14 protein-coding genes are annotated in these 16298 nt (G+C 33.7%); 6 read left to right on the top strand and 8 right to left on the bottom strand.

Translation table 11 applies throughout. From position 1 onward, the window contains the following. Positions 1-70: 70 nt before the first annotated feature. Entirely contained in the window at positions 71-1183 is a 1113-nt protein-coding gene (locus tag ACNQGB_RS08695) for a lactonase family protein (protein ID WP_417943438.1), read from the bottom strand. Between the two features lie 181 nt (positions 1184-1364). Here ACNQGB_RS08695 and ACNQGB_RS08690 point away from each other — a divergent pair, with 181 nt between their 5' ends. From ACNQGB_RS08690 to ACNQGB_RS08675, 4 genes are all read left to right on the top strand, one after another. Continuing rightward, positions 1365-3293: a BatA domain-containing protein gene (locus ACNQGB_RS08690; protein WP_417943439.1), complete on the top strand. Its 1929-nt coding sequence runs from the start codon at positions 1365-1367 to the stop codon at positions 3291-3293. Between the two features lie 30 nt (positions 3294-3323). Further along, a complete protein-coding gene (locus tag ACNQGB_RS08685) occupies positions 3324-4577 on the top strand; it encodes a dihydroorotase (protein ID WP_417943440.1) in 1254 nt (417 codons plus the stop codon). A gap of 3 nt (positions 4578-4580) precedes the next feature. Next, complete coding sequence (locus ACNQGB_RS08680) at positions 4581-4919, top strand: hypothetical protein (protein WP_417943441.1); 339 nt, start codon at positions 4581-4583, stop codon at positions 4917-4919. A gap of 139 nt (positions 4920-5058) precedes the next feature. Beyond that, positions 5059-5706 carry an alpha/beta hydrolase gene (locus tag ACNQGB_RS08675; RefSeq protein WP_417943442.1) on the top strand — a complete coding sequence of 216 codons (648 nt, stop codon included), beginning with the start codon at positions 5059-5061 and terminating at the stop codon, positions 5704-5706. A 58-nt stretch (positions 5707-5764) separates the two neighbouring features. Here the strand turns inward: ACNQGB_RS08675 and ACNQGB_RS08670 are convergent, their stop codons facing one another. Both ACNQGB_RS08670 and ACNQGB_RS08665 read right to left on the bottom strand, forming a co-directional pair. Next, on the bottom strand, positions 5765-6265 hold the full coding sequence (locus ACNQGB_RS08670; RefSeq protein WP_417943443.1) for a hypothetical protein: 501 nt from the start codon (positions 6263-6265) through the stop codon (positions 5765-5767). 11 nt (positions 6266-6276) lie between these two features. Further along, positions 6277-7041, bottom strand: a complete 765-nt coding sequence (locus ACNQGB_RS08665) for an MBL fold metallo-hydrolase (RefSeq protein WP_417943444.1) — start codon at positions 7039-7041, stop codon at positions 6277-6279. A gap of 94 nt (positions 7042-7135) precedes the next feature. Here ACNQGB_RS08665 and ACNQGB_RS08660 point away from each other — a divergent pair, with 94 nt between their 5' ends. After that, positions 7136-8596, top strand: a complete 1461-nt coding sequence (locus tag ACNQGB_RS08660; RefSeq protein WP_417943445.1) for a TonB-dependent receptor — start codon at positions 7136-7138, stop codon at positions 8594-8596. 396 nt (positions 8597-8992) lie between these two features. Here the strand turns inward: ACNQGB_RS08660 and bcp are convergent, their stop codons facing one another. Beyond that, a complete protein-coding gene (bcp, locus tag ACNQGB_RS08655) occupies positions 8993-9445 on the bottom strand; it encodes a thioredoxin-dependent thiol peroxidase (RefSeq protein ID WP_417943446.1) in 453 nt (150 codons plus the stop codon). Positions 9446-9684: 239 nt separating this feature from the next. On the opposite strand from bcp, the gene ACNQGB_RS08650 reads away from it, so the two are divergent. Further along, positions 9685-10347 carry an endonuclease III domain-containing protein gene (locus ACNQGB_RS08650; RefSeq protein WP_417943447.1) on the top strand — a complete coding sequence of 221 codons (663 nt, stop codon included), beginning with the start codon at positions 9685-9687 and terminating at the stop codon, positions 10345-10347. 225 nt (positions 10348-10572) lie between these two features. Here the strand turns inward: ACNQGB_RS08650 and ACNQGB_RS08645 are convergent, their stop codons facing one another. The 4 genes from ACNQGB_RS08645 to ACNQGB_RS08630 form a co-directional block, all read right to left on the bottom strand. Next, positions 10573-11157, bottom strand: a complete 585-nt coding sequence (locus ACNQGB_RS08645; protein WP_417943448.1) for an RNA polymerase sigma factor — start codon at positions 11155-11157, stop codon at positions 10573-10575. A 330-nt stretch (positions 11158-11487) separates the two neighbouring features. After that, on the bottom strand, positions 11488-12243 hold the full coding sequence (locus tag ACNQGB_RS08640; RefSeq protein ID WP_417943449.1) for a glycoside hydrolase family 16 protein: 756 nt from the start codon (positions 12241-12243) through the stop codon (positions 11488-11490). 6 nt (positions 12244-12249) lie between these two features. Continuing rightward, positions 12250-14544: a beta-glucosidase BglX gene (gene bglX, locus ACNQGB_RS08635; RefSeq protein ID WP_417943450.1), complete on the bottom strand. Its 2295-nt coding sequence runs from the start codon at positions 14542-14544 to the stop codon at positions 12250-12252. 72 nt (positions 14545-14616) lie between these two features. Next, entirely contained in the window at positions 14617-16248 is a 1632-nt protein-coding gene (locus ACNQGB_RS08630) for a glycoside hydrolase family 16 protein (RefSeq protein WP_417943451.1), read from the bottom strand. Positions 16249-16298 lie beyond the last annotated feature (50 nt).

Raw genomic sequence — 16298 nt, 5'->3', positions numbered from 1 at the left:
GAAAATCTCAAATAATAAAAGGGCTAAAATGATATTCATTTTAGCCCTTTTATAGTAAATCCTGCAACAATTACTTTTTTGTAAAAACCAAACAAACAGGTGCACACAAAGCAATTTTTTTACCAGTAGCAATGAGTGCTCCGATAGTTTTATTTCTTTTAAAAATTACTACTTCATTCGTGAATTGATTTGCTATTAAAAGAAAATTTCCTGTTGGGTCAATCGCAAAATTTCTAGGTCCTTTTCCTAAAGTACTGGTTTGACCTTGCAGGTATAATTTTCCGTTATTTAGAATTTTAAAAATCGTGATGTTATTTGCCTCGCCTCTATTGGTGGCATATAAAAATTTACCGTCAGGCGAAATATGAATATCTGCAGCACTAAAAGTTCCTTTGAACTCTTTTGATAAAACAGTAGTTTCCTCTACTTTTTTCAACAATCCATTTGCATTTCTAAATACCGATAACGCTCCATCTAGTTCATGCAATAGATAAACAAATTTTCCGTCTTTGCTAAACGTTAAATGTCTGGGTCCACTCCCTGATTGTACTGAAATACTATCTTTTAATTTTAAAACTGTATTCGCTTCATCAGGAAAATAGGCATACACATACATTTTATCATTCCCTAAATCAGTAGCGAAAACAAACTTTTTATCAGGAGAAAAATGAACCAAGTGTACATGCGGACTTTCTTGTCTTTGGGTATTATTTCCTTTACCATAATGCTGCACGACTTGCTTTGCCTCAGCCAAACTTCCATCTTTGTTTTTTTCGAAAACTGAAATGCTTCCCCCAGAGTAATTTGCGACAATGACATTTTTATGGTCATTGATGATGTAACACGGATCAGCACCTTTTGAATTTTGCTTGTTTATTTGATCTAATTTTCCGGTAATTGAATTGAAACCAAAAGAACTAACGGTACTTGCTGCTCCAAACTCATTAACAGAATACACAAAAGTATTGTCTTTAGAGACCGTTAAAAAACTTGGATTCACCACATTTTCGGTAGAATTTTTAAAACTAAAATCTCCCGTTTTAGTATTAAAATCATAGGTGTAAATTCCTTTATTTTCACATTTTTGCGTGTAAGTACCAATGAGTAAATTGTAGTTACTTTTTTGTGCACAAACGTTCGAAAAAATGAAAATTAATAAAACTATTGCAAAGTGATTTTTCATGTTTATAAATAGTATTTACAGCTAAAATAGACATAATATTGATTGTACCTGTAAATTGTTCATTCCTCAGAAAAATTATAACAACATCACCTAAAACTGTCAACAAATTTGTATTTTTGACTGTCAAAATTCAATGAACTTCATTGAAAAAATAATCTAGTGAAGTAAACTCAACCTCAGAATGCATTTTAAACATCCCGAAATTTTATACTTTCTGTTCTTATTGATTGTTCCAATTTTGGTTCACTTATTTCAATTACGCCGTTTCAAAAAAGAATACTTTACCAATGTTCGTTTTTTAAAAGCGCTTTCTATTCAAACCAGAAAGAGCTCACAAATAAAGAAATGGTTGCTCCTCACCTGCCGTTTACTCCTATTATTGTTTATTATTTTAGCCTTTGCACAGCCTTTTTTTGAGTCCAAAGACAGTAAAAATGCCAATAACGAATTGTATATTGTATTGGATAATTCCTTTAGTATGCAAGCAAAAGGAAAAAAAGGCGAATTGCTAAAAAGAGCCGTTCAAGAATTATTGGAAGAAACACCAGAGAATTTAAATTTTTCATTGTTGACCAATTCAGAAAATTACTGGAACACAGATATAAAATCGGTTCGCTCTGCTTTACAAAATTTAAAATACAGCGCCACTCCTTTTCAATTAGATAATATAATCGCCAAAATAAAAGCTCATAAATCGGCTTTTAAGAAAGATATTGTTGTTATTACTGATGCGGTTGGTCTTAATCAAAAACAACTAAAAAATAGTGATGCGATTACGGCTCCTTTATTTGTTATTCCTAAAGCAGAGCAGAAGAACAATGTATCAATAGACAGTGTTTTCATTAATAAAACACTTGAGGATTTTTATGAAATTACTGTTCAAATATCTGGTTATGGTGATGATTTTAAACCGATTCCTATTTCATTATTCAATGAAAATAAACTCATTGCCAAAACAATAGCAACTTTAGACACCAAAAAGAAAAACCTCAATTTTACAATTCCGAAACAATCCTTTCATGGTTATTTTTCGATAGTTGATGCTGGTTTGAGCTATGACAATACCTTGTATTTTAGTATTTCAAAAACGAAGAAAACCAATATTATAAGTATTGGAGAACCTGCGAAAAGCAATTTCCTTTCCCGAATTTACACCAATGAAGAATTCAATTTTACTAACTATAATTTAAGTGCTTTAGATTACAATAAATTAGAAGAACAGGATGCGATTGTTGTAAATGAACTGGATGAAATTCCGCAAGCTTTGGCAACCACTTTAAAATCATTTGTAGAAAAAGGTGGGGATTTAATTATTATTCCGTCAGAAAAGAGCTCCGTTCCTAACTTGAACACTTTCTTGTTCAATTTTGGAAACATCACCTTCAATACTTTAGAAAACAGAGAAAAACTAATTACCAAAATCAACTTTAATCATCCCATATTCGATAATGTGTTTGAAAATAAAGTAACTAATTTTCAATATCCAAAAACAAATAAATCCTTTACAATATCAAGCACTAGCCCTGCTGCTTTGTCGTATCAAGACCAAAGTGTTTTTTTGACTGCAATTGTGAATTCAGTTGCTACAGTTTCCGTTTTTGCAGCGCCTATTAATAGCGAGAATTCAAATTTCCAGCAATCACCGCTTATTGTACCTACTTTTTATAAAATGGCAACAAACAATCAAAATACGGGAATAAATGCCATAACAATAGGAGACAACAGCCCGCATATAGCAGAAGCTTCATTAGATAAAGATGCCATTTTAACAATTAAAGGTGCAGACGAACAGTTTATTCCCATCCAACAAATTTTGAATAACAAAGTCAAAATGAACTTTCAAGACAACCCAATACAATCCGGAAATTTTAGGGTTTACAACAAAAAAGAATGGATTGAAAACATCAGTTTTAATTACGATAGAACCGAAAGTGATTTGGCTGCAGCCAATGAAAATGTAGTGTCAGATTACAAAACAATTGAATCAATTGCGTCACTCTTTGATACTTTACAAACTGACAGGACGGACAATCAAATTTGGAAATGGTTTGTTATCTTTGCACTGTCATTTTTACTAATCGAAATGGCAATTATACGGTTTGTCAAGTAACAATGAAGACTCAATAATTAAAAAATCAACATGAACTTAATCATCAGAAACGCCAAAATTATCGATTCGAAAAGTCCTTTTCACAATAAGACCGTAGATATTTTAATTGTTGATGGGTTAATACAAAAAATTGGCACTTCCTTACCAAGTTTAGAACATACAGACGAAATACAATTAGATAATTTACACGTATCACAAGGCTGGTTTGACAGTAGCGTTTCACTGGGAGAACCTGGTTTTGAAGATCGAGAAACTATTGCAAACGGACTTCAGGTTGCTGCTAAAAGCGGTTTTACGGCGATCGCATTGCAACCCAATTCATTCCCAGTAATTGACAATCAATCTCAAGTAAATTTTGTTTTGAATAAAGCACTTGGATTTGCAACCCAACTTTACCCTATTGGCGCATTGACGAAGGAGAGTGCTGGAAAAGATATGGCAGAGTTGTTTGATATGAAAAAAGCAGGAGCAATAGCTTTTGGAGATTATAATAAAAGTTTAGACAATGCAAATTTGCTAAAAATCGCTTTGCAATACGTTCAAGATTTTGATGGATTAATACTCGCTTTTTCACAAGATGAAAATATAAAAGGAAACGGTGTGGCAAATGAAGGAATCGTTTCAACTAGATTAGGATTGAAGGGCATACCAAATCTTGCCGAAGAATTACAAATTGCAAGAAATTTATTTCTGTTGGAATATACTGGAGGAAAATTACACTTTCCGACCATTTCAACCAAAAAATCAGTACAGCTAATCAAAGAGGCTAAAGCCAATGGTCTACGCGTTTCATGCAGTGTTGCCGTACATCATTTGGTTTTTACAGATGAAAAACTAGAAGGTTTTGACAGTCGTTATAAAATTTCGCCTCCATTAAGAGCTGAAATAGATAGAAAAGCATTGTTGAAGGGAATAGAAGATGGTACTATTGATATGATTACATCCGACCATAATCCGATAGATATTGAACACAAAAAAATGGAATTTGATGGTGCTAAAAATGGAACAATTGGCATGGAAAGCGCCTTTGGTGCTTTGATGACCGTTTTACCATTAGAAACTGTAATAGATAAATTGACTGCTGGGAAAACAACATTCGGTATTGCAATAGAACCAATTAATGAAGGCTCAAAAGCAAATATTACCTTATTTAATCCGGAACCAAAAAGTACTTTTACGAAAACATCTATTTTATCCAAATCAAAAAACTCAGCGTTCTTGGAATCAGAAATGAAAGGAAAAGTACATGGAATTATCAATCAAGGAAAATTAATTTTAGCATAAAAAATGAATAATAATCATAATAATAATTCTGAGTCGGGAAAAACTGCCGCTATTACAAGCTATATTTTAGGAATTGGCGTGTTTATAGCGATGTCCATAAACTCAGAGGACAAAAATGCGTTTGCGTCGTTTCACATTCGTCAAGGGCTTGGACTTACACTAACTTTTATATCCTTGGGATTAATTATCAGCAATTTTGACAGCTTAATGATTTCGGCTCCCATGTGGATTTTCGTTTTTGTTTTATGGTCTTATGGCATTACTAGCGCAATAAAGGGCGAAACAAAACCGGTTCCTTTATTGGGTTCCTACTACCAAAAATGGCTTTCAAACATATCCTAATTGATAGAAGATTGCTACATACCGATTTTTGATTGCAAAATTAGAAAACCAAAACTGAGACTTTTTTTTTGAATGCAGCATTTTTTAAAATAGAAAACTGCGACTAAAAACTTATTACTACGAACTGATCACACTACCTATGAATTTATCTTTAGAATACAAAATACAAGAACCTAAAATTAAATTAGATAAAAACCCGCTTTTACTTTTATTACACGGTTACGGTAGTAATGAAGCCGATTTATTTTCATTTGCAACAGAACTTCCAGAAGAATACTTCATAATCTCAGCTCGCGCGCCTTATGATATGCAATACGGAAGTTATGCTTGGTACGCCATCAACTTTGATGCAGATGAAAATAAATTTTCAGATCATGAACAAGCTAAAGTTTCTCGCGATTTAATAGCCACATTTATTGATGAGTTGATTGAAGCATATCCTATTGATGCAAATCAAGTTTCACTTATTGGCTTTAGCCAAGGCGCAATATTAAGTTACGCTGTAGCACTATCTTATCCAGAAAAGGTTCACAAAGTAGTGGCAATGAGTGGCTATTTGAATCTAGAAATCATAGCCGAAGATTACCTAAAAAACGACTTTAGTAAACTAAAAATATTTGCTTCACACGGTACGGTTGATCAAGTTATTCCTGTTGATTGGGCTAGAAGAACTCCAGCAATTGTGGAGAAATTAGGAATCAATACCACCTATAAAGAATATCCTGTAGGCCATGGAGTAGCTCCACAGAACTTTTATGACTTTAAAAATTGGCTTCAGGAAAAATAGTTTTCAGTAATCAATCGCAGTTTTCAAGATACAATTTCTGAAAACTGCGATTGTTTATTTATTTCTGATACAACAAGGATTGATTTACTTCGAATGAAATACTATCATCTGTATTGACAAAATATTTCAATAAAACTTCTCCCCAAACTTCACCATCGCTAAAATCAGCAATTATCCATCTGTGGTTTAAGATTCGTACTTTATTGATAATGAATTTATTCATTCCGATTTGGTCTTGACCAGTGTAGGGATTCCCTTTTGGATTGGAATTGTAATCCAATAATTTTTCAGTAACAACTGGGATTAATTTTTCGTATTGAATTATTTTCTCTGAACTTCCAGAATCAAAATAATTTTGTGCATTCTCATTTTTTGCCAATGAAAAATAATTGGCATCCACCAACTGATTGGATACTAAAGCGATGCTGTCTCTTAATTTTTTTGTTGTTTTTGCATACCTATTTTGCTCGAAATCAACTTGCTTACTCAAAAACATATAAGTAAAAATAGAAGAAAGAACGGCTAAAATAGTAAGGTAAAGTAAAAGAGATTGTTTCATTTTAAATAGAATTATAATGTGATTTCTAAATTATCATACGCTAGAAAAACATTTTCTGGAAGTTCTTTTTGAACCTCTTCATGGTATCCTAGAATATGACTAATGTGTGTTAAATATGTTTTTCTGGGTTTGACCAAAGTTACAAAATCTAATGCTTCTTTCAAATTGAAATGCGTATCGTGCGGTTCTTGACGTAAGGCATTTATAACCAATACGTCTAGGTTTTTAAGCTTATTTATTTCGGTTTTTTCGATAGTTTTTACATCTGTCAAATAAGCAAAATCATCAATTCTATACCCAAAAACTTGAAGATTACCGTGCATTGCATTGATAGGAATAATTATTTTACCACCAATAGAAAAGGATTCATTATTTACTACTTCATGAGTAGCTACAGAAGGTGCGCCGGGATACTTATTTACAGTTTCAAAAACGTATTCAAAGCGACTTTTCAAGTTATCAATCACTCTTTGATGGGCGTAGATAGGAATTTCCCCTTGTTTAAAGTTAAACGGTCGAATATCATCGATACCCGCAGTATGATCTGCATGTTCGTGCGTAAACAAAATAGCATCCACTTTTTGGCAATTTGAAGCAAGCATTTGCTGTCTAAAATCGGGTCCACAATCAATGATTAAAGATTGATTTTCCCATGAAATCCAAACGGAAACTCGTAATCTTTTATCTTTAGAATTACTACTCAAACAGACGGGATGGTTGCTCCCAATAACTGGAATCCCTTGTGATGTACCAGTTCCTAAAAAATATACCTTCAATGTTATCGTTTTTATTTACAAAAATAGGGTTAATTATCTTTCATTAGAAACGTATTTCACTAACTTTGCTAATTATTAGCCATATTAAAAGAAAATGGATACAGAAATAAAATTAAAAGGTGACAAAGTCATCGAACAAATCCCTTCGATTAAAGACAAAGCACTGCGTATCAATTTAAATGAAAATATTTACGGGACTTTTGCAGAAATTGGGGCTGGTCAAGAAACTGTAAGACATTTTTTTAGATCTGGTGGTTCTTCAGGGACTATTGCGAAAGCAATGTCAGCCTATGATAAAGACTTTAGTGATGCGGTTTATGGAGTTGAAGAAGACGGTCGTTATGTAACAGAAAGCCGACTCAAAAAGATGCTCTCTCATGAAGTAAATTTGATTGAGAAAAGATTGAGTCGAGAAAAACATCCCAATAAAATGTTTTTTAGTTATGCCAATACAGTTGCAACTATCGATTTTGCCAAACAATTTAAAGGTCACGGTTGGGTTGGAATTAGTTACCAAATCGAGCCTGATGAAGATTATAACGAAATTATTATTCACATCCGATTCAAAGAAACAGATGTCCGCTTGCAACAAGAAACACTTGGTATTCTTGGTGTAAATTTAATTTACGGAGCCTATTACAAATACAATGATCCCAAACGCTTGTTGCGTTATTTATACGACCATTTAGACAAAGATCAATTAGAAATAGATACTATAAATTTTTCAGGACCTCGTTTTGCTGATGTAGACAATCGTTTGATGAGTTTACAATTAGTGAAAAACGGAATGACTGATGCAGTAATGTTTAATCCCGATGGAAAAAACATTCTTCCTGCAGCTATTTTATACAAGAAAAACATCCTTGCTTTTAGAGGAAGTTTTCGTCCCGTTACAAAAGTTAACATGGACATGTACGAGAAATCTTTAAAAATGTTCTTGAACGAAAACAAAGTTGAAAAAGAAAACACGTTAGTTGTATTCGAAATTACGCTGTCTAACCTTCGTTCTGATGGAGAAATTGATGAACGCGATTTCATGGATCGAGCAGAATTATTGTGTTCTTTAGGACAAACAGTAATGATTTCAAACTTTCAAGAATATTACAAAGTAGTAGAATATTTTTCTAATTATACCAAGGCCAGAATGGGATTAGCGATGGGTGTAAATAACCTTGTCGATATTTTTGATGAGAAATATTACCGCCATTTAAGCGGTGGAATTTTAGAAGCTTTTGGTAAATTATTTTACCGTGATATGAAAGTTTTCTTGTATCCAATGATTGGAGAAAATGGCGAAATCATCAATTCTGATAATTTAAAAGTACATCCTAGAATGAAAGAATTGTATAAGTTCTTTAAATTTAACGGAAAAGTGGTTGATATAAATGATTACGATCCTTCAATTTTAGAGGTATTTTCTCGTGAAGTCCTTAATATGATCAACCACGGAAAACCAGGTTGGGAAATCATGCTTCCGTCTGGAATTGCAGAAATTATAAAGGAGCACCAACTTTTTGGCTACGATCCCAATAAGGTTTTGAAAGAAATTAACTAAATCGTTTCCTAAGTATTTGCATACTAAATCCTTGATTGAACAAACAATCAAGGATTTTTTTTATCTTTAAACATATTCAATTTTCTTAAATACAACAACTGAAAAAAAATTTTGCGTGCTAGAAAGTAACCTAGAGGACTTCCAGAATTACAATGGATTCCTTTTTCAATGATTTATTTGCACTAATATTATGAATAAATGCCGATAGTAAACATATCTTAAAGCTACATTACCAACAAGCGAAATAATTGGTACGATTGGCGTAAGTGGAAGTTCAGTAGAAAATGATCATACAGTTGAAGAAACTAAAGCGTTAGCCGTGTAAAAAATATTTCCTAATCAAAGAGCCATGTTTAAAGTAATTTAAAACATGGCTTTTTAGATTAAAGGAGAATTTTACTTTAAAATTTGCGCAGTATGCGCCTTTGTTTTAACATCTGAAATGACTTCTTCAATAATTCCGTTTTCATCAATTACAAATGTGGTTCTGTGAATGCCATCATATTCTTTTCCCATAAATTTTTTAGGTCCCCAAACGCCAAAAGCTTGAATTACAGACTTATCTTCATCTGCGAGTAGCGGAAAAGGAAATTCGTATTTATCTTTGAACTTGGCTTGAGCCTTTGCTGGATCTGCACTTACACCTAAAAGTTCATAATTATTGGCCTGAAAACGATCAAAATTATCTCTTAAATCACACGCTTCGGCAGTGCACCCCGGTGTATTCGCTTTTGGATAAAAGAAAACCACCAGTTTTTTACCGGCATAATCTGCTAATTGATGTAATTTTCCATCTTGATCTAATGCTGAAAAAGCGGGCGCTTTATCTCCTTTTTTTAATGTTGTCATAGGTTTTTATTAAAATGTTTTACAAGATATTTGTCTGTTTTTATGAAACGCTTTGCCCCAGATGGAAATGAAAAGCCCGGACTGAAAAAGCTACTTTTTTCTTGATTATAAAGAGCGACCAGCAGGAAGCTCCTTTATAAACTTAGAAAAAAAGGCATTTGAAGGAGGACTTGTAATGAACAGCTGGATTAGGCGTAAACTAAAATTTGTACTATTTTTACAAATATAAAATTACAAAAATGAATAAGCAAGAGCGTGTAACGTTTGTTATAAATACGTTAAAAGAGTTTTATCCATCAATTCCTGTTCCGCTAGATCACAAGGATCCTTATACTTTGTTGATTGCAGTTTTACTTTCGGCCCAATGTACGGATGTTCGTGTGAACCAAATTACGCCACTACTTTTTGCTAAGGCAAATAATCCTTATGACATGATAAAAATGTCTGTGGAAGAAATAAAGGAAATTATTCGCCCTTGTGGCTTATCGCCAATGAAATCTAAAGGAATTCATAGTTTGTCCCATATTTTAATTGACAAACATGATGGAAAAGTTCCTCATAGTTTTGAATTTCTGGAAGAATTACCAGCTGTAGGACACAAAACAGCTAGTGTAGTGATGTCGCAAGCATTTGGAGTTCCAGCTTTTCCAGTGGATACGCATATTCATAGATTAATGTACCGCTGGAATTTGACGAATGGAAAAAATGTGGTACAAACAGAAAAAGATGCCAAACGCATTTTTCCAGAAGAACTGTGGAATGACTTACACTTGCAAATTATTTGGTACGGAAGACAATATTCACCAGCTCGTGGTTGGGATTTAGACCAAGATATTATTACCAAAACAATTGGCCGAAAAACAGTTGTCAACAACTATTTGAAGAAAAAGATGCACAAATAAAAAACTCCCGAAAAATGGGAGTTTATTATACTAGTTAGAAATTATTTCGAAACTTTTGTTATCTATTTTTATGATGCTCAGCGCTTTGGAATAGCTTAATAAGAAAGAAATTGTTTCTTTTGTAGGTTTCCTATCTTTAGAAACCAATGTTTTTTTATAGTAAATTTTTGCCATAGAGTTATAAATTTTCTTTTTTATAACAACGCAGCAAGTTTAAACATATTGTTAATTGGTCAAAACAATTTGATGTTTGTCAATTACTTTTCTCAAATTCATTAAAGCATAACGCATTCGACCTAAAGCAGTGTTGATGCTAACTCCTGTAGATTCTGAAATTTCCTTAAAACTCATATCTTGATACATTCGCATCACCAAAACTTCTTTTTGATCTGCAGGTAGACCTTCGATTAGCTTTTTTAAATCCATTTCTACTTGTTCCGAAATTATTTTATTTTCGATTGTTTGACTGTCATCTGACATTATAGAAAAAATAGAAAACTCTTCGGTTTCCCTAAACATGGGCATTTTTTTTGTTTTTCTGAAATGATCGATAACTAGATTATGCGAAATTCGCATGACCCAAGGCAGAAACTTACCTTCTTCATTATAGGAGTTGGATTTTAAAGTTTTGATTACTTTAATAAAGGTGTCTTGGAAAATATCGTTGGTGATATCCCTATCTGGAATTTTAGAGTAAATAAAACCATAAATTTTTGATTCGTGCCTTTTGATTAATTTAGCTAAGGCATCCTCATTACCTGCAACATAATCTTTCACCAATAACGCATCTGGAAGTTGTATATTAACCATAATTATACTTTTTAGTTTTAAAATAAATAAGAGATGTCTCTAAAAAGTAGTTTTAAATTATAGGCTAATTTTTTTAGGTTTATTGAATTCCAAATTAACTAATTATTGTTTTATTACACAAGTAAAATTAGTAAAAATTAACATAAGAATACTTAAATATGTTAAAATTTTTCTACTTTGTTTACAATTACTCTCCAAATACTATGCCGATGCATACAATAGAACAATTCATTATGAATTATTCATTAAAAAACATCAAAAAGCCTGACTATTAACAATTTCAAATCAGGATTTTTGATGCTTAAAGTGCTTTTATTTGTTTTTTAATTTTTATTGATACACTCTAATGTAATCGATAATAAAGTTTTGAGGGAGTATTGTATCATCAACTTCTGGGCCTCCAAAATTTCCTCCAATTGCCATATTTACAATAATATAAAAAGGCTGATTGTATGGCCAGATTGCTACTGTTTTGTTTTCAGGCTGAAACGTGTATACTAAGGTATCATCTACAAAAAAATCAATTTTGTCCTTTGTCCATTCCATTGCGTAGACATGGAAACCTTCTTCGATGTTATCAAATCTAGTTTTCTTAGTATTAATAGTATTTCCATGACTGTCTTGGGTGTGCAAAGAGGTGAAAACCATGTTTGGTTCTTTTCCTATATATTCAAGAATATCAATTTCACCACATTTTGGCCAACCTACCTCACTTATATTGGAGCCCAACATCCAGAAAGCTGGCCATACACCTTGACCAACAGGCAGCTTTGCTCTGGCCTCAAAACGACCGTATTGAAATTCTTTTTTACCCTTGGTAGTGATCCGTGTAGACGTGTATATATCCCCTTCCTTTTTTGCAGTAATGGTCAATTGATTTTTAGAAATGTTGTGATTTTGCTTGGTGTACAATTGACGTTCATTGTTCCCCCAACCACAGTTAGGACATCCATTTCCAAGTTCAAAATTCCAACTCTTTTCATTTAATGTTGCCCCTTTGAAATTTTCCTCCCAGACCAGTTTGCGCTTGCTTTGCTGTGCATAAGAAAAATTGATTACAAGCAATACTAGTATTATTTTTTTCATTTTCGTTTAATTAGCAAATTGAAAATTACCTTCTAATTTTGTTATTGAACTTCCCCCTACAAATACTTTAAAATCTCCTGCTTCAGCTTCCCATTTTCTATTGGCGGTAAAGTATTCAATGGTTTTTTCATCAATTGTAAATACTACTTTTTTAGTTTCATTAGGTTGTATCTCCGTTATTTCAAAACCTTTCAATTCCTTCACAGGTCGCGTAACACTTCCTATTAAATCTCTGATATATAATTGCACGACCTCTTTCCCTGCAACACTTCCGGTATTTTTTATAGTAACAGAAACCTCAATTTTACCACTTTTAGCAAATGAATTCGACGATAGTTGCAAGTTTGAATATTCAAATTTAGAATAACTTAGACCGTGACCAAAAGGGTATAATGGAGTGTTTTTTTCATCGATATAATGCGACCAAAATACGCTTTCTGGTTCATTCATAATTGGTCTTCCTGTATTTTTATAATTGTAGTATAGAGGAAGTTGTCCCACATTTCTAGGGAAAGTCATTGGCAATTTCCCACTTGGATTGTAGTCACCATACAAAACTTGAGCAATTGCATTGCCACTTTGAGTCCCTAAATGCCACCCTTCGACAATTGCGGGAATATTTTCAGCAGCCCAAGGAATAGCTAATGGACGACCGTTATTTAAAACTAAAACTATATTTGGATTGACTTTGTAAATGGCCTCCAATAATTCTTGCTGAACTCCTGGTAAACCAATATCCGACCTGCTTCTCCCTTCGCCAGACTGTAAACCATGTTCTCCTAAAACCATCACCACGACATCCGCTTGTTTTGCGACCGCTATAGCTTCTGCAAATTTGCTTTTATCCGTAGTATTAATTTTTGTTTCCCAAATAAATTGGGTTCTACCCACCGCTACATCAGCACCTTTTGCATAGCTAAGCTGATTGCCCGTATACTTTTGCATCCCTTCTAGAACCGAAATTGCTGTATTATCATCTGCAGCAATTCTCCAACTTCCTAAGGGACTTGTTTTATCATTTGCCAAAGCACCTATTAATGCTATTTTTTGTCCTGTTTTTTTAAGTGGAAGCAAATCCTTGTCGTTTTTAAGGAGAACAATCGATTTTTTTGCCATGTCTAAAACTACTTCTTGAAATTCTGGTTTACCAACAGTTGTTAGTTCGCGATTTTCATCACAATATTTGTAAGGATCATCAAACAAGCCGAGTTCAAACTTTACTTTCAAAATACGTCTAGCAGCATCATCAACTAGACTCTCTTTTACTTTTCCTTCCTGTACTAAAGCCACTAAATGATCTACGTATGCACTCGATTCCATATCCATATCGCTACCCGCATTAATCGCTATTTCAGCAGCATGTTTATTGTCTTTGGCAAATCCGTGAGCCATCATTTCGCTTATAGAACCCCAATCAGAGACTACAAAACCATCAAAATTCCAATCCCGTTTTAATACTTCCCTTTGCAAATAAGCGTTTCCAGTTGCTGGAATACCATTCAACTCATTGAAAGAATTCATAAATGTTCGAACACCTGCATCAGCAGCTGCTTTGAATGGTGGGAAAATGGTATTTTGCAATTCTGATTCGCTAATATCAACCGTATTGTAATCCCTTCCAGATTCTGCAAACGCATATCCCGCAAAATGTTTAGCACACGCAAGAATAGTATTAGTTGCTGCTAAATCCTCACCTTGAAAACCTTGTACACGTGCTACAGCAATTTTACTTCCTAAAAAAGGATCCTCACCGGCGCCTTCCATGACACGACCCCAGCGTGCATCTCGAGCCACATCAACCATCGGTGCAAAAGTCCAATTCAATCCTACCGCTGCAGCTTCTTCTGCGGCTATTGCTGCCGATTTTTTTATGGCAATTAAATCCCAACTTGCTGCTTCTGCTAAAGGAATAGGACTAATGGTTTTGTATCCGTGAATTACATCAAAACCAAAAAGTAATGGGATACCCAGACGGGTTTGCTCTACCGCGATTTTCTGTAATGCTTTAACGTCTTTAACGCCTTTTACATTTAACATCGATCCTACTAAACCTTTTTTTAGGTCTTCGTATTTTTTAGCAGCTTGACCCTCTTTTGGTGTAGGTCCTGTTATATCCCAAAATCCATTATACTGATTGAGTTGGCCTACTTTTTCTTCTAAAGTCATCAATCTCAGAACAGAATCTATCCTTTTGTCTAACAAATTATTTTTTGAGAGAGAAGTAGATGGTTGAATGGTTTTTTTACTACAAGCAACTAGAATAAATAGACTGCTTAATATTACTAGAAATGATTGCTTCATTTGTATTTTTTATTAAAGCAAAAGGCAGGCCTAAAAACCTACCTTTTACTAATGATACTTTTTCAAATGTGTTTATTGATATACTCTAACATAATCAATTTCCATAGACGATTGACTAAAGGCAGGATCAATAGCTCCACCAAAAGTTCCTCCCATGGCAACATTTAAGATTAAGAAAAAATCTTTATTAAATGGTAATGTACCCGTATTAGCTACAGTATGGAAAAGCACATCGTCTACATAAATTTTTACTGAAGCAGGAGTCCAGATGGTTTTGTAAATGTGAAATTGAGAAGCAACGTTTGCCACTGTTGTAGAACCACTATTTGCATTACCACCAGAATTACCTGGATAGTGTAAAGTACCGTAAATAGTAGTAGGTTGACTTCCTTTGAATTCCATGATATCAATTTCACCGCAACTTGGCCAAGTATTAGTAGCGTAATTTTCGCCTAACATCCATATGGCAGGCCAAGTTCCTGCTCCGGTTGTTAACTTAGCTCTAACCTCTACTTTACCGTAGGTAAATTCAAATTTATTTTCAGATTTTAATCGTGCTGATGTGTAACTTGAACCTATTTTTTTTGCAGTAATTTTTAAATTACCTCCGGCAACAATTACGTTATCAGCTGCATTTGTATAGGACTGAGCTTCGGCATTACCCCAGCCTCCAGCACCTAAATCATAACCCCATTTTGCGGGATCTGGAGCGCCATCGGTATTAAATTCATCAGAAAATTTTAAGGTAGTATAATCTGTTGGAGATGTAGCAGCTCCTGGAGCTGTTGTCGTAAAAATATGATACCAAGCCAAAAATGGATTTCCTGGCTGTACCACTCTAACTTTCATACGATTATCTGTAATTGATAAAATCTCATAAGAACTTCCGCCAACGAAATACCCCATAAAGCCCCCATCAGAAAAGTTCATGACAGTTCCTCTAGTTTGGGTTGCAGCATCAGGATTTTTAGATACAAAAGAATCCGATTTACTTAAAGTTACTGTTTTTGTACCACCTGTATTTAAGTCGTAGCAAGCATCGTCTCCACCTTTGATAGCGCCATTGTAATAGGTTTGACCTTTGTTATCTAATAAAAATTTCATTGTTTGACCCTCTAAAGAAAAGGTCATCACACTGTTGTACAAACAAGTGGTCGATTTTTCATTAGGCTTAGCTCCGTAAAAAGATGGGTAATAATTTTGTTTTCCAAAAGTAGCATCTGCCCAAGCCACATTAGGACCTACACCTAAATGATCTGGTTCACTTTGTGACCAATACCATTTTTTGCTAGAACCACCTGTTAAAAATTGAACAGCTTTTTCATCTTTGAAACTACTAAATACGGTCACTTCTATAGTAGTGGTTGTAGAAACACCTCCCGGACCTGATGCAATTACTGTAACGGTATAGGTAATAGTTCCAGATGTTGCAAAACTCTTTTCTAAAATACCACTTGCTGAATTATCGGATAAACCATCACTATAAATATATTTATAGGAAATAGCGTTTTGAGCCGTACTGTTAAATTTTACTTTTCCTGAGCCATCTCCATTAGGAAAAGCAACTGATTTTCCAACTATTTCGGCGGTAACTGTTAATGCAGTTGGCGAATCCAATTCTCCAAAACCTAAATTGTCCTCTTGGCAATTGACCATTAAAAGAAGGACGAAAATGGATACTATGTTTTTTATAATTTTTTTCATTTTTTCTATTTTTTTAAGTGCAGTTGAAGCACATACATCATATCAACTTC

The sequence above is a fragment of the Flavobacterium frigidum genome (genome assembly GCF_048286795.2).
Note: the sequence above shows the minus strand (reverse complement) of the source record. Positions and strands in the feature narration are given on the sequence as shown.